Annotated in this window: 12 protein-coding genes; 6 read left to right on the forward strand and 6 right to left on the reverse strand. The window is 36.6% G+C overall.

The window, feature by feature from the left end:
* Positions 1 to 2: 2 nt before the first annotated feature.
* A complete protein-coding gene (locus ACFQ13_RS11455; protein ID WP_386117431.1) occupies positions 3 to 1,334 on the forward strand; it encodes a vanadium-dependent haloperoxidase in 1,332 nt (443 codons plus the stop codon).
* Positions 1,335 to 1,338: 4 nt separating this feature from the next.
* On the opposite strand, the gene ACFQ13_RS11460 is transcribed toward ACFQ13_RS11455, so the two are convergent.
* Positions 1,339 to 1,701 (reverse strand): CoA-binding protein, encoded by a 363-nt coding sequence (locus tag ACFQ13_RS11460; RefSeq protein ID WP_386117433.1) that lies wholly within the window; start codon positions 1,699 to 1,701, stop codon positions 1,339 to 1,341.
* Between the two features lie 108 nt (positions 1,702 to 1,809).
* Between ACFQ13_RS11460 and ACFQ13_RS11465 the strand changes: the two genes are divergently transcribed.
* Positions 1,810 to 4,254, forward strand: a complete 2,445-nt coding sequence (locus ACFQ13_RS11465; protein ID WP_386117435.1) for a TonB-dependent receptor domain-containing protein — start codon at positions 1,810 to 1,812, stop codon at positions 4,252 to 4,254.
* Positions 4,255 to 4,515: 261 nt separating this feature from the next.
* Here ACFQ13_RS11465 and ACFQ13_RS11470 read toward each other — a convergent pair whose 3' ends face one another.
* From ACFQ13_RS11470 to ACFQ13_RS11485, 4 genes are all read right to left on the reverse strand, one after another.
* Positions 4,516 to 5,328: an SDR family oxidoreductase gene (locus tag ACFQ13_RS11470; protein WP_386117438.1), complete on the reverse strand. Its 813-nt coding sequence runs from the start codon at positions 5,326 to 5,328 to the stop codon at positions 4,516 to 4,518.
* A gap of 43 nt (positions 5,329 to 5,371) precedes the next feature.
* Entirely contained in the window at positions 5,372 to 6,466 is a 1,095-nt protein-coding gene (locus tag ACFQ13_RS11475; RefSeq protein WP_386117440.1) for a type I phosphomannose isomerase catalytic subunit, read from the reverse strand.
* A 24-nt stretch (positions 6,467 to 6,490) separates the two neighbouring features.
* Positions 6,491 to 7,765 carry an Nramp family divalent metal transporter gene (locus ACFQ13_RS11480; protein WP_386117441.1) on the reverse strand — a complete coding sequence of 425 codons (1,275 nt, stop codon included), beginning with the start codon at positions 7,763 to 7,765 and terminating at the stop codon, positions 6,491 to 6,493.
* A 221-nt stretch (positions 7,766 to 7,986) separates the two neighbouring features.
* Positions 7,987 to 8,997, reverse strand: coding sequence for a 3-oxoacyl-ACP synthase III family protein (locus ACFQ13_RS11485; RefSeq protein ID WP_386117444.1), 1,011 nt, complete (start codon positions 8,995 to 8,997; stop codon positions 7,987 to 7,989).
* 240 nt (positions 8,998 to 9,237) lie between these two features.
* Here ACFQ13_RS11485 and htpG point away from each other — a divergent pair, with 240 nt between their 5' ends.
* The 4 genes from htpG to ACFQ13_RS11505 all read left to right on the forward strand — a co-directional run bounded on the left by htpG (position 9,238) and on the right by ACFQ13_RS11505 (position 15,557).
* Positions 9,238 to 11,151, forward strand: a complete 1,914-nt coding sequence (gene htpG, locus ACFQ13_RS11490; protein ID WP_386117446.1) for a molecular chaperone HtpG — start codon at positions 9,238 to 9,240, stop codon at positions 11,149 to 11,151.
* Positions 11,152 to 11,435: 284 nt separating this feature from the next.
* Positions 11,436 to 12,470 (forward strand): hypothetical protein, encoded by a 1,035-nt coding sequence (locus ACFQ13_RS11495; protein WP_386117448.1) that lies wholly within the window; start codon positions 11,436 to 11,438, stop codon positions 12,468 to 12,470.
* Positions 12,471 to 12,472: 2 nt separating this feature from the next.
* The gene (locus ACFQ13_RS11500) at positions 12,473 to 14,587 is read left to right on the forward strand and encodes a T9SS type A sorting domain-containing protein (protein ID WP_386117450.1); all 2,115 of its coding nucleotides are present in this window, start codon (positions 12,473 to 12,475) and stop codon (positions 14,585 to 14,587) included.
* Between the two features lie 382 nt (positions 14,588 to 14,969).
* Positions 14,970 to 15,557 (forward strand): Crp/Fnr family transcriptional regulator, encoded by a 588-nt coding sequence (locus ACFQ13_RS11505; protein ID WP_386117452.1) that lies wholly within the window; start codon positions 14,970 to 14,972, stop codon positions 15,555 to 15,557.
* 486 nt (positions 15,558 to 16,043) lie between these two features.
* Here ACFQ13_RS11505 and ACFQ13_RS11510 read toward each other — a convergent pair whose 3' ends face one another.
* Complete coding sequence (locus ACFQ13_RS11510; RefSeq protein WP_386117455.1) at positions 16,044 to 18,941, reverse strand: choice-of-anchor Q domain-containing protein; 2,898 nt, start codon at positions 18,939 to 18,941, stop codon at positions 16,044 to 16,046.
* Between the last annotated feature and the right edge of the window lie 391 nt (positions 18,942 to 19,332).

The following is a 19,332-nucleotide window of genomic DNA, read 5'->3' on the forward strand; positions in this document are numbered from 1 at the left end:
CTATGAAACAGTTTTATTTCTCCCTCACGTTTTTAATTGTAGTCCTTTTTTCATCGTGTAACACAGAGCACCCAACTATTGAGATTTCTAGTGAAGATTACCACCATGCTGTAGAAAAACTCACCCAAATTATGGTGCATGATATATTTTCTCCTCCTGTAGCGAGCAGAATTTATACCTATCCTAATATTGCGGCCTATGAGACCTTAAACCAAGAGAGTTCCAACTACCATTCTTTAAGTGATCAACTCAACAACTTGTCAATCATTAGTCCAACAAACACGAACGACGAAGTGAATTTAAAATTAGCGTCACTCATTGCCTATTTAGACGTTGCTAAAGATTTGGTGTTTTCAAAAGAAGCGATTACCACTTACAGAGATAGCTTATACCAACAATGGAATACGCTTAATCCCGATGAATTAGAAGCTGCTCAAACTTATGGCACAACCATCTCCCAACAAGTAATAACTTGGATGCAAAAAGACCAGTATGCCGAAACCCGCACCATGCCGAACTACAATATTTACTCTGATGATCCTTCGAGATGGCAACCGACACCGCCTTCATATACCACAGGAATAGAGCCCCATTGGAGTAAAATTAGACCTTTTGTTTTAGACTCCGCAGCCCAATTTAAACCCCAAAGACATCCTGAGTTTTCCTTAGAGAAAGACAGTCCATTTTACAAAGAGATTATGGAGGTATACACGGTTAATCGTGAGATGTCACAAAAAGGAGACGAAAGTCCGGAGGTTCTTATTGCCAAGTTTTGGGACTGCAATCCTTTTGTTTCTGTAAATAAAGGCCACTTTATGTTTGCGGTAAAGAAAATTACACCCGGAGCGCATTGGGTAGGCATCTGTAAAATTGCCTGCAGACAAACAAAGACTGATTTTGAAAAAACCGTCTACGCCTATACCAAAATCTCATTAGGTATTGCCGATGCCTTTATAAGTTGCTGGGATGAAAAATACCGAAGCAATTTGGTACGTCCTGAAACATTGATCAACGCTTATATAGACAAATCGTGGGCGCCAGTATTGCAAACCCCTCCCTTTCCAGAATATACTAGTGGCCATTCGGTGGTCTCAGGGGCATCTTCAGAAATATTAACCTCTATTTTTGGTGAGGATTTTTATTTTGAAGACCTCACGGAAGTACAATATGGTTTACCTATTAGACCGTTCAATTCCTTTAGAGACGCAGCCCAAGAGGCGGCCTTGAGTCGGCTTTACGGAGGTATTCATTACAGATCCGCTATAGATATTGGTCTTGATCAAGGGATTAAAGTGGGGACTTTAGTAAATAGCAAAGTTAAATTTCTAAAATAATAGTTTAGTACTGATCTGTAGCTAAAAGTACTAAGGTACACGCCACTTCATAATGAATGTTTTGCTGTTCTAGCACATTATAAAATTCAGAATTCTCAGTTCCTGGATTAAAAATCACACGCTCTGGATTTAAGCCCACAATATAATCGTAATATGGTTTTTGACGTTGTGGGTTAAGATACAAGGTCACGGTGTGAATATCTTGGTAAGGCATTAATTCGGTATCAATAGGCACTCCTTCCACTTCACCTGATTTTAAACCAAAGGCTTTGACATCGTGTTGATAACGTCTTAATCTTTTGATAGCGATATTAGAATAGCGTTCCGGTTTTAAGGATGCGCCTATAACTAGTGTTCTTTTTGTCATATTGTTAAAGTCGTGTTAAGAAAATATATTTAAGTAACATACCCTAAATATAATCGTCTTCTCTTTATCGAACAATCTTAATACCATCAAATTTAATCAATCTAAACAATGAAACAGTTTTTACTTATGCTTATAATAGCTTCATCAACTCTTATAAGCGCCCAGCCAGCGGCCCATTCAGCATTAAAGAATGGCGCTGTTTACGGTCGTGTTATCGACGCAGAACTCAATGAACCCTTGCCTTATGTTAATATTGTCATTTCAGATATGGCAAAAAAAATTATAACAGGAGGAATCACCGACGACGATGGAAAATTCTATATTGATAACCTTCCTGAAGGAAAGATCCTAGTGTCTGTTCAATTTGTAGGCTTTAAAACCATCAACCAAGACACCACTATTGGTAAAGCAAATTATAAAGTAGATTTAGGAGTCATACGCTTAGAGGAAGCATCTACAGGCTTAGACGAAGTTACTATTGTAGCCGATGTATCTTCGATTCAACAACGTGTAGACCGCAAAGTTATTACCATTGGAAAAGATTTACAAACCGCCGGTGCCACAGCAAGTGAGATAATGAATAATCTTCCGGCCGTAAGCGTAGATCAGCAAACGGGAGCGCTAAGTTTACGTGGCAATCAGAATGTACGCGTTATGGTAGACGGAAAATTATCTAATATTCCGGCAGAACAATTACTAAAACAGATCCCTTCAACCTCTATAAAAAGTATTGAGCTTATTACCAATCCTTCAGCAAAATACAATCCTGAAGGGATGAGTGGTATAATTAATATTATCCTCCACAAAAACACACAAATTGGCTTTAATGGTAATATTAACGTTGGCTTAGCTTATGATATAGAACCAAAATTCAACAGTTCTATAGACGCCAATTACCGTAACGGTAAATTAAATTTCTACGGATCTTACAGCAATAGTGTGGCTAAAAATGTTAACTACGGACAGATTAATCGTGTGGAACAAGAGATTGCACAGAATTTTAATATTTTAAACAATAATAAATCGCACCTCTTTAAAGTAGGGCTTGATTACTACCTTAACGACAAGAACACACTTTCAGTTTTCACCAATCAGAATATTTTTGATGCTTGGAGTGATGTGTATTCGAGTATTGATTACCGTACTAACCCTGCTTTAGATGAATCGCAATACACTAGAGGTGACAACGATAACGACTCGCAACAATACAATCTGAATTATAAGCACGACTTTAATGAAGAAGGGCATAACATTGAGTTTGAAGCAGATTACAATACGTACAACGGCCTTACGGATACGAGTAACGCTTTTTACAACTCGCAACGCCCTAATTTTATTGAAGAAACCCATACAGACCGAAGCAATACCACATTAAATTTAGATTACGTTAATCCGTTAACAGAGGCTACAAAACTAGAACTTGGCTTACAAGTGCGTTTATTTGACACAGAATTATTTTATGAATCTGATGCGCGTGAAACCAATGCCAATGGCGATTATATCCCAACAACCACACGTTTTGATTATACCAGAGACATTTATTCGGCCTATGCCACTTACGGCACTAAAAAAGAAAAATGGAGTTATCAACTTGGCCTAAGAGCCGAATCTGTTTATGTAGATTCTGATGCTTTTAAACAAGATTTAGCGTCTAATGAGGTTTTAAATATTCCTTTTGAAAACAACTATTTTGAGCTGTATCCGTCGGCCTTTTTTACCTATAGCCCTTCAGAAAAAAACAGCTATCAATTGAGTTATAGCCGACGTATAGATCGTCCGGGGATTGGGCAAGTTAACCCTTTACCAGAATGGAATACCCCATTAATATCGCAATTTGGAAATCAGGAATTACGTCCACAGTTTACCAATTCTATAGAGACCAACTACACCCGACAGTTAGAAAAAGGAAGCCTTACTGCCGGTTTATTTTACAGAATTATTGAAGATGAAATTCAGCAAGCCATTCTTATAGATCGTACAGACATCAACCGATTGATTATGACCAATCTTAATTTTGACAATAGTACGGCTTACGGAATTGAGGTATCTTCTAACTACCGTCCAACGTCTTGGTGGAGTGTAAATGCGAGTTTTGATTTGTATGCACAATCTCAGAAAAGTTTAGCAGAGTCTTTTGATGAAGATCAGAATATTCTATTAAATACGGTGAAGGTTGATAATGTTGCTTGGAGCGCTAGAGCTTTCAATAATTTTAAAATTAGTAAAAGTTTTAGTCTTTCGGCCTTCGGAATGTATCGCGGAAAAAACCAAAATATACAATTTGAAATGGAAGATATGCTTATGGTTAACTTAGGGCTTCGTTATACGTTTATGGAGAATAGAGCAAATTTCAGCTTAAGTTATAACGACATTTTTGATACGATGTATGCGGCATTCGAAAGCGAACGTCCTTATGCGCAACAAGGGCAATTTAATTGGGAGAGCCAACAGATCTCTGCACGTTTATCTTACCGTTTTGGAGGGGGTAACTATAGAGCCAAATCAAGAAAACAACGTGATAACGATGTGAAAGAAGGTGGCGGTATGTTTTAATTTAAGTCCGCCACATACACTTTAAATCTACAATTATCATATTTATGTAATGGACCGTAATCGTTTTCTTTATACTGTTAAATACGCGTTAAATGCGAAAAACGATGTAATAAAAATGAATTTCTAACGTCTTAAGCTATATAGTTTTTAAGTAATAAGATTATAAATTAATTTTTATAATAGTGTTAGTTAAGGTTGGTTAATAGCTGAAAAGCCCAAACGTTTCGTTTGGGCTTTTTAAGTTTTTAAAGCTGTTGTGTTTTAAACACCACTGTAGGCACTAAACCCACCATCAACCGGAACGACTATTCCGGTTACAAATTTTGAAGCCTCTGAGCAGAGGTAATGTACAGCCCCGTTAAGTTCGTCAGCCTCACCAAAACGACCCATTGGCGTGTTTCTTATAATGGTATGACCTCTATCGGTATAAGTCCCATCTTCATTAGTAAGGAGTGCACGGTTTTGGTTTCCTATAAAAAATCCTGGTGCTACAGCGTTAACACGCATACCTTCCCCATATTTCTGAGCCAATTCTACAGACATCCATTTTGTAAAATTATCTATAGCTGCTTTTGATGCCGAGTAACCCATTACGCGTGTAATCACCCTATCGGCTGCCATAGAAGACATATTTATAATAGTTCCTTTTTTATGCTTAGACATTTCTTTACCAAAGACTAAGGACGGAAGAATACTGCCAAATAAATTCAGATCTATAACTTGTTTAAATTGCTCTATATCTACATCAAAAACTGACTGACCTGGAGCCACTGTTGCACCTGGTTTATTACCACCAGCGGCATTAATAAGTACATCAATTTTTCCATATTTAGCCATTATAGTGCTAGCCACTTCTTGAAGACTCTCCTCCTCTACCACATTACACACATAGCCATCAACCTTATCACTTATAGCTTTAAATTCATGGATTCGTTCTAATAAAGGAGCTTCCTTATAATGTAATAAAATTACGGTTGCCTTATTTTCTAATAAGTATTTTGCAATACCACCACCGAGAACACCACAGGCTCCCGTAACAAGAATTATTTGATCTTCTAAATTGAATAAATTCATTTTATATTTTTATTTTCTTTTGATTTGTGAATTGTTAATCCGTTTAATTTGGCGGGTAACACAGTAAAATTTTAGAGGCGGTGTCGGACTTAAACGTAAGCTCTGAAATTGCTGCTGAAATAAAAATCTCATCTCCTTGAGCGTAGGAATACGTTTCGCCATTACAGATCATTTGTCCTGCACCGGAATAAATAACCGCCACATAAAAACAAGCATTACCTTTTATAGTGTGTTCCCCATCTAATAAAAGCTCACTTAAACCAAAGCAATTGGTATGCTTCGTATTGAATAAGGTTTTAAGCGTATAAGCTTCTGTTTGTTCTAAAACTTCAGGTTCAATTTTCCATTCGTTTAAAGCTTCCTCCATAGTAAAGGTGTCGTAGTGGAAACATTCTAACATTTTCGCTTCTCCAACCCCTTGATGAATTAACTCCGGGCCAATTTTTAATCCTGCTGGTGTTGTTTTTTCAACACGCATGGTATAATCTGTAGGCTCTTGTACTTCCATTAGAAAACAACCCGCACCAATAGCATGCGGCACACCACCATAAATCATAAAAGCATCGCCAGGTTGCACTTCTATTTTATGCAAACAATCTAGCATTCCTTCAATATCTTGATTTTCAAAATGCGTTTGCCATAGCGCTTTAGTAACATGCTTTTTAAAGCCCATGTACACCACACTTTTTTCACCATTAATTTCTCTGGTATTCAGCACATACCAAGATTCTGTTTTTCCAAATTCAGAATTAAACACGGTTTTAGCATACGCCTTATCCGGATGCACTTGCACGGTTAAACGCTCCATAGAATCGAGCATTTTTATCAATACACCAGTAGTGCCGTACTTCTTAGCCAAGGCTTCACCTAAATACAATTCCTTATTGGCGTTTATTAATTCTTTTAAAGAAAACGTACCTTCAGGGGTTTCAATTAGAGAAAGGCCTTCGTTTTCGGGCCTACCATTTCCACGAGCGGTCACGGTAGACATTATCCACTGCTCTGGCATCTGCCCATCGGTTTCTGGGCTATGGTTTTTCCAACGGTCAATTAAGGCGCCGCCTTCGTAAGTTCTCCAAACACGATTAGACTTTTGTTTTAAAGGTATATGGGCGTATTTCTGTAAATCTTTACTCATGGGTTTGCAATCTCTTAAAACTTATTAGTGTACAAAATCTATAAATCCAACTAAAGCGACATATAACATATAGCAGTTAAAAATAAACGTCGCTCCCAAGGCAAGGTTCATACCTAGCTTAGGCAGGTGCGATGTCATCAGTTGAGATTTATTCAGTAAAATTATTAAAAACAAGGTGATTAATGGCATAACAAAAGGACTTAGTGCTTGCGAGGCAATTAAAATCCAAACCGGTTTTCCGCCTAAAAAAGGCACAATTAAACCCGTTAATGCTACGAGTACCACAATACCTTTAAATAATGGTCTTTTCATATTTCGTGGTGTATTGCTATAATCTGCAATTAACCAAGGAAAAAGTAATAGGTTAGGGAATATAGATGATAAGCCTGCTCCTATTATCCCTAACGTAAATAAGGTGAGAGCAAAATCGCCTGCCCACGGACCTAATGCCGCCATTAAGTCGGTAGCATCATCAACAGGTGTGCCTTTAAAATACAGGGTTCCTGTAGCACTTATCATTATGGCAAGACTAATTAAAAAAGTCATGACCATGGCAGAAAGCGCATCTTTATTTTCTTTCTTTAAATCGTTTAAGCCCCATTTTTCTTCATGGACTAAAATACTACGGGATGCTAAACAAACTCCAGCCATTGTAGTCCCTACAATCCCTGCTATTATTAAACCTGTATTATCACCGATAGGCAACTCTGGAAAGAAATCTACAATAGACTTCCCAGACTCTTTTATGACCATAAAACTAGTGAATATAAAAGCCAAGGCCATAAAGCCCACCATAACACTCATCGCTTTAATAAAATTCTCGTGTTTCCCAGTCCAAAACAAACCTATTAACAAGGCCGTAAATAAAGCCGCTATAGCAGGTTTATTTAAAAACGAAATGGATGTTTTTACGGCAATCCATTCCATAGACACCTCAGCCACCACACCCATGACGCCAATAACAGACGAAATAATAGACACGGCTAAGGCGATAATAATAAATAAGGTTATGGGTTTACCAAAGTTCTTTTTAAATAAAAACATCAGCGTATCTCCTGTAACAATAGTAAGTTTACTAATAGAGATTAAAAGGAAATACGTAAAAAAACAAGAAAGCAATAAAGCCCAAGAGAGACTTAAGCCAAATTTAGCCCCAGAAACCACCATGGAGGTGACGCTTCCGGTACCGACGACATAGCCAATGATAAAAAAGGCAGGGCCAAAATCTTTAATTTTCTTTTTTAATTTAGTCGCAAAAGAGGGAGGACTCGTATCCATAATTTTGTTGTTCGGGTTCATTAGTTTATCGTCTTAAAATCACAACACAAATATTTCAATAAGCTATTGAAAGGTAGAGAATGCGTTCGATGTGATTCATTTTCAAGAGGTCAAGATATAAAATTAGAACACAAAAACGATGGAATACATCGTATTAATAACAAATAAACCTGACCTGTAGAAACAGGTCAGGTTTATAAATAGTTTTAAGATAGGTAGAACAGTTGCTTATAAAAATTTTCTTACCATTTTATAACCGCACTTCCCCAAGTAAACCCACTACCGAAAGCGGCTAACACAACAGTATCTCCAGTTTTAATTTTTCCTTCTTCCCAAGCTTCGGTTAAAGCAATAGGAATAGACGCTGCGGTTGTATTTCCATATTTCTGAATGTTATTAAATACTTGGTCATCTGCCAATTTAAATTTCTTCTGGATAAATTGAGCGATACGCAAATTGGCCTGGTGTGGAATAAGCATATCAATAGCCGAAACCTCCATTTTATTTTTGGCTAAGCCTTCCATAATGACTTCGCTAAAACGAACCACAGCATTTTTAAACACAAACTGCCCATTCATATGTGGAAAGTAACTTTCGTCATTAGGATCGTTATCCGCAATAATATCACTGACCCAACGTTTCCCCATTCCGGGTGCAACTAATACTAATTCTTCAGCATGCTCCCCTTCAGAATGCAGATGTGTAGATAAAATTCCTTTACTGTTATCCTCTTCTCGGGTTAATACCGCAGCACCAGCTCCGTCACCAAAAATCACAGAAACACCTCTTCCTCGAGTGGTTTTATCTAAACCAAAGGAGTGCAACTCACTACCAATAACTAAGATGTTTTTATACATCCCCGTTTTTATAAAATTATCAGCGACAGAAATGGCATATATAAATCCAGAACATTGGTTACGGACATCAAGTGCTCCAACGGTTTTAATCCCTAAAGCATGTTGCACTTGCACCCCAGGACCAGGAAAATACATATCAGGACTTAAGGTTGCAAAAATGATAAAATCAATATCATCTTTATCAATTCCGGCACGCTCAATAGCCACTTTAGCAGCTTTTACGCCCATCGTTGCTGTGGTATCACCACTCCCCTTTTTAACCCAACGGCGCTCTTTTATCCCTGTACGCTCTTGAATCCAAGCATCGTTAGTGTCCATCATTTTAGACAAATCGTCATTAGTAACCACGTTGTCGGGCACGTATTTACCTAAACCAATTATTTTTGAATTATACATGTGTCGTTTATTTAAGTTCAGCAATCGCTCTATTATAGTATTCTAAAACAAAGCTAACCTTTTCGGCGTTACCAAAGATTTAGTTGGACTTATATTTATTATGCACGCATAATACAAACCTTAAGCTTAGAGTATAGTAAACAACACTTTTGTATATGTCATCTTGTCACAATTATTGTCTTGGTATTTTATTTGACTATAGCTAATCGTTCAAATTAATTATACAAAAAACTATATATCATGACAAAAGGAAGTATTAATGTATCGGTAGAGAATATCTTTCCGTTAATTAAAAAGTTCTTATACAGCGATCACGAAATCTTTTTACGTGAGCTTATTAGTAATGGTACAGATGCCACACTAAAATTAAAACACCTTACAAGTATAGGGGAATCTAAATCTGAATATGGAAACCCACAAATTGAAGTAAAGATCGATAAAGAGGGTAAAAAACTTCATATTATTGATCAAGGTTTAGGTATGACTGCTGAAGAAGTAGAAAAATACATTAATCAAGTCGCTTTTTCTGGTGCTGAAGAGTTTTTAGATAAGTACAAGGATTCTGCTCAAGATTCTGGAATTATAGGTCACTTTGGTCTTGGGTTCTACTCGGCATTTATGGTTGCAGAAAAGGTAGAGATTATTACAAAATCACATACCGGCGCTGAGGCTGCACACTGGACATGTGATGGCTCTCCTGAGTTTACTTTAGAACCTTCTGATAAAGCAGATAGAGGAACTGAAATTATTCTTCATATTGCTGAAGATTCTACTGAGTTTTTAGAAGAACAAAGAATCAGTGCTCTATTAAACAAGTATAACAAGTTTATGCCTATTCCAATTAAATTTGGAACTAAGGAAATTAACGATCCAGATTTTACGCCGGAAACGACTACAGATGCTGAAGGTAAAGAAACCACTGAGCCTCATAAACAAATTACTGTTGATAACATTATTAACAACCCTAACCCAGCGTGGACAAAACAACCTACAGAGTTAGAGGCAGAAGACTATAAAGGTTTCTACAGAGAATTGTACCCAATGCAATTTGAAGAGCCTTTATTCCATATCCATTTAAATGTTGATTATCCGTTCAACTTAACGGGAATTTTATATTTCCCTAAGATGACCAACGATATGAACATGCAAAAGGATAAAATTCAACTGTACCAAAACCAAGTATATGTAACAGATAATGTTGAAGGTATTGTTCCTGAATTTTTAACCATGCTTCGTGGTGTTATTGATTCTCCAGACATTCCATTAAACGTATCGCGTTCTTACTTACAAGCCGATGGTGCTGTAAAGAAAATTTCTTCTTATATCACGCGTAAGGTTGCCGATAAATTAAAATCACTATTCAACAGCAATAGAGAAGATTTTGAAGCAAAATGGGACGATATAAAAATTGTTATCGAATACGGAATGCTTTCTGAAGAAAAATTCTTTGAAAAAGCAGATGCTTTCGCATTATATCCAAGTGTAGATGGTAAGTTCTATACTTACGAAGAATTATATAACAAAACTAAAGCAAACCAAACTGATAAAGATGGTAAGCTAGTTATACTTTATGCGTCTAACAAAGACCAACAGCACAGCTATATTGAAGCTGCCAAAGCTAAAGGTTATGAGGTATTAATGTTAGACTCTCCTATTGTATCGCATTTAATTCAGAAATTAGAATCGTCTAAAGAAAACATTTCTTTTGCACGTGTTGATGGAGATCATATTGACAATTTAATTAAGAAAGAGGAAACTACGATTTCTAAATTAACGGAAGAGCAACAAACCACTTTAGACACCCTTTTAAAAGAAGTTGTTCCTTCTGAAAAATTCACGGTACAATTAGAGGCTATGGATAGTGATGCTTCACCATTTATCATTACCCAACCTGAATTTATGCGTAGAATGAAAGAGATGCAACAGACCGGTGGAGGTGGTGGTATGAATATGTTTGGTAACATGCCAGAGATATACAACCTTATTGTTAATACCAATTCGCCTTTAGTTGGTGATATCTTAGAAGCGGACTCTAAAGAGAGCAAAGAACGTTTAATAACGCAAAGTTTAGACTTAGCACGTTTATCACAAGGCCTTTTAAAAGGTGAAGAGTTAACCAACTTTATTAAGCGTAGTTACGAGATGATTAAATAATGTTTTTACACATTATAGTTTTATAAATTAAACCCATTTCTTTTTTGAAATGGGTTTTTTCTGTTTTAGCCAGAAAACTAGCTTTTAATATTTTGTTTGATTTAGATAAAGCGTGAAGCCTATTTTTAATGGCCATTATCATTCGTTTGTACATGCACAATTTCCCTATTAATTCCCCAAAGGTAATTGACTGATAATCTGATAGTCACATGACAAAAGTCATGAAAAAAACTAAAACTTAGTTGTAATTTAAGAGTATAAGTTTAACTAAATACTCTATTATTATGAAAACTATCTTTTCTCTAGCTTTTATTGTGCTTTGTAGCACATTGACCCTTAATGCACAAAAAGTTGTCGCATTGCACAGCCCCACCAACGGCACCCAATATTTTAACGAAAGTGGCGCTTTTGTAGAAGCCTATGAAGCTGCCGTGGTTGGTGATACTATTTATTTACCTGGCGGGACACATACCCCTCCAAGTGTATTTGATAAGCAGCTCACTATTTTTGGTGCCGGACATCATCCAGAGGCTACCACAGCAACATTTAAAACCACAATTTCGGGGCAAGTTATTCTTGGCGAAAATGCCGATGGTTTTCATCTTGAAGGTGTAAACATTACCTCTGACCTATATCTTGGTTCTCCTGGAACCGATATGTCAGTTAATGACGTTGTAATAAAACGTTGCAAGTGGGGTAATCTTAGGGTGCCAGGCAGCACCAATACCAGTTACAATAATGCATTTGTTGAAAACATATTTACTTCAATATACGATGGTTCCAATTTAAGAAGCAGCTCTTTTTTTAACAATATTATTGTTAGTGGCAATAGAAATGCGTCTCTAACAGATTTATACCTCTCCAATAATGTATTCTTGTATGAGGATATATCGGGTTATATTTATGGCGGATTCACCTTTAACAATTGCGTGCTTCAAAATAATATTTTTGTAAATCAAGGATCAGAACTAAGCTACGGTGCAGATTCAACTTTTGAAAACAACATTTTTTGCCATGGAACCCCAAGTTTAGGAACAGACCCAACACTTGTGAACAATTATTACATGACGCGCTCTGAAGTCTTGGTAGATCAAACAGGAAGCACTTTTGATTATGAGCACGACTACCATTTACAACCTACCGCGGCCTCCAATTTAGGTACGGATGGCACAGAGACAGGAATTTATGGTGGTGCCTATTCATGGAAAGACTATTCTATTCCATCAAACCCCCATATTGTAAGTAAAACAATATCTGGAGCTTCAGATGCAAGTGGTCAAATTCAAGTTAATATAACCGTAGAAGTTCAAGACAATTAATTATGAAAGCACTTAAATTAATTTCACAACTATGGTTGTTATTAAGTTTGCTTTTTAGCTTTCATAGTGCAGCACAGAATGTTATAGTCGGTTACGAATATGCCTTTGACAATAACGCTCCACCGGTATATATCAACGTACCACCAACAGCGAGTTTTAATCTAAATACTTCTATTGATGTTAGTAGTTTACCTAACGATGTGAATGTTTTCTATATTAGGTTTAAAGATGATGTTGGACAATGGAGCAGCATAATTAGCAAAATATTTATAAAACCTCCAGAAGCCTTTGCCACAGTGAGCAACATTGTAGGTTATGAATATGCATTTGACAATGAAGATCCTCCCGTTTATGTTGATGTAGCAGCAACAGCAGACTATAATTTAGTCACGGATATTGACGTGAGCAATTTACCTAATGATGTGAATGTTTTTTACATTCGGTTTCAAGATGATGTTGGACAATGGAGCAGCATAATTAGCAAAATATTTGTAAAACCTCCTGAAGCCTTTGCCACTGCAAGTAACATTGTAGGTTATGAATATGCATTTGATAATGAAGACCCTCCCGTTTATGTTGATGTAGCAGCAACAGCAGACTATAATTTAGTCACGGATATTGATGTGAGCAATTTACCTAATGACGTGAATGTTTTCTACATTCGGTTTCAAGATGATATTGGACAATGGAGCAGCATAATTAGCAAAATATTTGTAAAACCTCCTGAAGCCTTTGTCACTGCAAGTAACATTGTAGGTTATGAGTATGGTTTTGATGACGACGAAGACCCAATTTATGTTTCAATTACGCCATCGGTAGATTATAATTTAGTGACCGACATCGATGTGAGTAGTTTGCCTAATGATATTAACGAATTTTACATTCGGTTTCAAGACGACATTGGGCAATGGAGTAGCGTTATTAGTAAGATTTTTGTTAAACCGCCAACCCCCATAACCTTTCCGAATAACACCTTAGTAAGTTATGACTATTGGTTTAATGACGACACCGCTTCTGTGATTAGTGTAGACATCACGCCAGCGACCGCTAATTTCAATCTGTTAGAAATTGATGTCAGCCAATTATGGGCAGGTGAATATAAACTGAATACACAGTTTAAGGATGTTTATGGTAATTATAGTGTGGTAATGACAGATACCATTAATAAAGCCATTTTACCAAAGGCTATGTTCTCAACCGATGCTACAGAAATTTGTTCAGGAAGTTCTATAACCTTTACAAATCTTAGTGTCGATTATGACAACCAACTTTGGAATTTTGATGATGGTGAAACAAGCAGCACAGTAAATTCTGCGCATACTTTTAGTACGCCTGGAGCCTATACGGTGAGTTTAGCTCTTGAAGACTCAAGTACAGGTTTAACCGATGTTGCTACCCAAACCATAACGGTCTATGAGTTACCTGAAAATACAGTAACCGCCTCTACAAGCTTACCAGCCTGTTTTGGAACCACAGTAACTCTAACAGCAGATTATGCTGAAGGAAATTATGTTTGGTCTAATGGTGCCACCACACGAAGTATTGACGTAACAACTAGTGGGAATTATAGTGTAGAAATTACAAACGTAAATTCAAGCTTATGTTCCGTAACATCATCAAGTATAAGCGTTAATTTTAATTCTGAAATTGATAATTCTGTAACAGCAGAGGCCAGCACGATAACGGCTAATCTCAGTGGCGCATCGTACCAATGGCTCGATTGTTTAAACGGCAATACGCCTATTGATGGCGCAACGGATCAGGTCTTTGCACCAACCATAGATGGCGAATATGCTGTAGAACTGACCGTAGATGGTTGTACCGTAATTTCAGACTGTGTGCCTATGTCTAATCTATCAGTAGATGATTATGACCTTAGTAAGACAGTAACACTTCATCCTAATCCGGTAAAAAATAGATTAACCCTTAAGACTGATAGAAGTATTACTGTAGAAATTTATGATTTATTAGGAAAGCGAATTAACAGCAACACATTCCGCAGTGGAACGCATCAAATTAATATGAGTCCTTACGATAATGGCATCTATTTATTTAAGGTGAAGGAAACAGATCAACCCCACACTAAAGGAAAAATCTTTAGAATCGTTAAAAATTAAACGTTCTCCCTATATCAACTAATGTAGAAAAACCATTTAGATCATTCTAAGTGGTTTTTTTCTTAAAGTCCTAACCTCGTTGCCCTCTTCCCTATCGCTCCTATTAAAAAACTGTTACCTATAACAAGGCCTTGTAATTTCCGCAAACAAAGAATTCCTAAGTTTTATTACGCAAAAACAGTGTACAACTCGATAGGGTTATAAAAGGTAGAAACAAACGCCATTCCTCTTTCATCGTTAGCCTGAAATTAAAATTTACATCACACGTATACACTGTTATTTTCTTACATTAAAATACAGATTAACCATTTTATATTAAAATAAGACGAGGAAGTCCGGGAATAAAAAACAATTCCATAATTTCACGTTTAAACATGAACATTTGGCGAACACAAATCACAATATATTTCGAGAAATTTTTAACGGAATTACTTTTTCAGAGAAAGAACTAGACGTTATTTCTAAAGTCTTTATAAAAAAGCACTACAAAAAAGGAAGCATCATTTTTAAAGAGAATGAGGATATTGATGAGATGTTCTATATCTATGACGGCTGTCTAAGAACTTTTCATATGGACGATTCTGGAAAAGAACATACCGTTCAATTCGGAATTAAAGATTGGTGGATTACAGATTACATCGCCTATTTCACCGATACAAAAGCTTATATGACTCTCGAAGTCTTAGAAGACGCCACAGTATATAGTTTAACTAAGGCCAATAAAGCATTTTTCTATTCGGAAATTCCTCAGGTGCAAAGTTTTATTATCCGAAAGCTTGAAGGAGCCTATGCGGCATTTCAGAAACGAATCATTCTCAGCCTATCACAATCGGCAAAAGCCCGTTATCTTATATTTTTAGACACGCATAGCGATTTAGAAAAGAAATTAAAAAACTACCATATTGCCTCCTATTTAGGCATTACTACAGAAAGTCTAAGCCGCATAAGAAAAGAACTTTATAATCCTTAAAAACTAAATTTATTAACATACATCAATTTTTTGCTTCTTAAAAAGTCTTAGTTTTGCCCCTGTACAAAACCCTAATAAATTTGTACACAGATAGTTTCCCTAGGATTAATAGCAAAAAATCGCAAGTTTAAGTTCTTGCGATTTTTTTTTTGCACAATAGTTATCTCCCTTAGCTCTTAAATAAAACTTCGCTTCAAGACCTCCTTATAGCTTTCTAAACCCTATAAACAACGTAGTTCTAAATTTCAAACGTTGTTATTTGTTCTCCAATTAAAAAGGCTATTTACTTTCTAACCCAACAGAAACATTTCAACAAACAGCACTTCACCTCTTCCTTTTTACATCTTTAAGCCTTACAATTCAGAAGCAAAAACAAATGTTAACCATAACATTAATTAAACAGAATAGCGAACAGGGTTTACATATTCAAAAAAAAGACCATCTTTCGATGGCCTTTTCATATAAATAAGTGGTAGTTATATAACTTTATTCTAAAATTAATTTGTGTGAAGTACGCCCTCTATTCGTAATCACATTAACAATATATATCCCAGAAGACATACCACTTATATCCATTGTATTATTACCCGTAGATAATGGCAATTGCTTTAATAATTTTCCTGTCATTGATGTAATTTGAACATCCATATCACCAGATATTGAATCATCTATCACAATATTGAATTGTCCATTGGTTGGATTTGGAAAGATATTAAAGACTGATTCAGAATTGAAATCTTCTAATGACAGTGTCATTTGGGCTTCAAAAGCCCCAATATCACGAGCAGAGCCATATACAACTTGGCCTATCTGATCTACAAAAACATCAGTGGAATCACCTGCATCATAAGCTAAAGAACCGTTTAATAGTTGATGTGTAAATGTTGTACCCCCATTATCTTGTAATGGACCTAATAAAGGATTAACACCAACAATATCATTGGTTTGAAGTGTAAACACATTCAAATCATCTGAGCCAATTAAATTATAATCGTTTGAAATTATTGTTCCTGAAACATCAGTCCCAGAAGCTGCAGAATTCAACGCTACAATCGTATTCTTTAAATCCACACTGTTTACAGCATCAATTCCACCACCATTGCCTGGCGTTTCATTCATTGCTACAGTTACAGCATTTAGTTCTAAACTAAATCCATTATTCGTTAATCCACCACCTGAAATTGATGCTGCATTACCAGAAATGGTACTGGTCATAATTGTAGAAGTTGCTCCTGTTTCATTATAAACACCGCCACCTTCGTTTGCTGAATTACCAGATATTTCTGAAGTCGTCACTGTCATATCTGATCCGCCATTCCAAAGTCCACCACCTTCAACTGCAAAATTATCTCTTACCGTACTATAAGCAATTGTTGCAGTAGCAGGACCACCTAAATGCAATCCACCACCATTTCCAGGGCTAGCGACTGCTGGTAAAACACCGACATTATTATAACTTAAATCTGTGCTTGACATATCTAATGTTCCATCTGCCAATTCAATACCACCACCTGCTCTATTGGCACGATTATTTGTTATTGAAGCGTCTTCAACCATTACAGCACCTCCAATACTTAAAAGTCCACCGCCAGAACCAGAAGTTCCATCAGCCACGTTGTTCGTAATTACAGTCCCATTTTGTACGATTAGCGTCCCACCATTGTTAAAGATCCCTGCACCACCATCATCAGCTGCTGGTCCGCTTGCGATATTAGAGTCAATCATAGTGCCATCTACAGTCATTGTTGCAGTACTATTCCACAGTGCACCACCTTCTCTTGCTGCAACATTATTAGCCATTGTTCCACCAATAATCATCGCTGTAGCAGAACCACTAATATGCAATGCACCTCCATTTCCAGGACTAGCAACAGCTGGTGAAACACCAGTATTATTATCACTAATATTAAAGTTCCCCGAAAATTCAATTGACCCATCTATAATTTCAATCGCACCACCGGCGCGGTTAGATTGATTAAAAGCTAACACCGCATCTGTAATTGTAACCGCTCCATTGGTACTTAAAATAGCTCCTCCAGAACCTGCAACCCCATCTGCAATATTATTTATTATTGAAGCTGCATTACCAACGATTAATGTGCCACCATTGTTAAAAATAGCACCACCACCATCATCAGCAGCATCTCCAGAAGCTATATTACCATCCAAAAATGTTGTACTCACATTCATAACTCCCATATTGTTCCAAAGTCCACCACCCTCTTGAGCGGCATAATTATTTGAAATTGTCGAAAAATTAGAAATAGTCGCATTCGTCGTTCCTGATAAGTGCACAGCACCACCATTTCCTGGGTTTGGTGCAATTGTGTTTCCTAAACCAATAGCTACACCTGCAGAATTTCCAGTCAGTGTAACACCAGATAAAATTAAAGTTCCATTAGAATTATCTTCAATAGCACCACCTGCTCTACTGGCATAGTTACCCGTAATTGCAAGGCCTTCAGCTAAATTCAAAATACCATCAGTACTATTAAAAATTGCACCACCACGACCACCAGGCGTTGCTCCCATAGCTATATTCTCACTAAGTATTGTTGTATTATTAATGTTAACTGTTCCACCGTTATTGAAAATTCCACCACCTCCAGTAGCATCTCCTACAGCAGAGTTTCCTGTTATTGCTGTTCCTGAAACGGTCATAATTCCAGATCCGTTCCATAAGCCGCCACCTTCTTTAGCAGCCGTATTTTCAGACACCATTCCACCTGAAATAAGAGCATCTCCTGCTCCTGTTATATGCAGACCACCTCCATTACCGGGAGCCGCAGCCGCAGGTGAAACACCTGTAGTGTTATTATTAAGAGTAACATTATTTAGGGTTATTGCTAAACCAGCTCCTGAATTATCTTCAATTCCTCCACCAGCTCTATTCGCTAGATTGTATGATATTTCAGAATCGTTAACGGTTAAAACACCTCCAACGTCATTAAAAATACCACCTCCAGAACCTGATGTTCCGTTAGCTTGATTATTAGTAATTATACAATTGTTGATTGTAACTGCCGCATTGGTTAAGTAAATTGCACCACCATCAATCGCCACACCATTGGTCAGTGTTAAACCATTTAATTCTAACGGACCAGCAGTAATATAAAATACTCTACCATTAAAATTCGCATCAATTGTTACCGAACTCCCATCAATTGTGAGTTCTTTAGTAATTAACAACTCACTATTTAAGCTTACTGTAGTTATAGCGGCATCAAAAGTAATCGTGCCACCTGCAGGCGTATCTGCAATCTCGTTTCGTAACGTTCCGTCTGTTCCATCATCTGCACTGCTAGTAACGACTTGCGCAAACAAATTTGTTGAAATAAATAAAGTCATTGACAATGCAATAACTTGTGTAATTTTGTTTTTCATGTGAATTAGTTTTTGGTTAAAAGGTTATTAGTTATGCCTCTAGAGTGGAGACATTAATGCTTACGAGAAAATGAATTAGTGGGTTTTAAAAAATAACCGCTTTAACATTTTTTAACATCTACAAAACACTTTAAAAACTGAAATAGAGATGATTAAAAGTAGAGCCGTTTGAATTTTATTTTACTTAATTGACAAGTAAACATCATAACAATCATCTAAATTCATAATGGAATTGAAAAAAGTAAAAGCTCTAATAATAACCGCTTATTACTTTGTTATAGCTGACTCCAAAAATCTACCTTCTAACTTTTGAATATTAGCGAAGAGAGTCACTCCTATTTTAGCTTTAGGACTATAATTCCTAGCGATAGCATCAAAAGATATCAAACGA

Source organism: Winogradskyella rapida, from assembly GCF_042675845.1.
GTDB classification, from domain to species: domain Bacteria; phylum Bacteroidota; class Bacteroidia; order Flavobacteriales; family Flavobacteriaceae; genus Winogradskyella; species Winogradskyella rapida.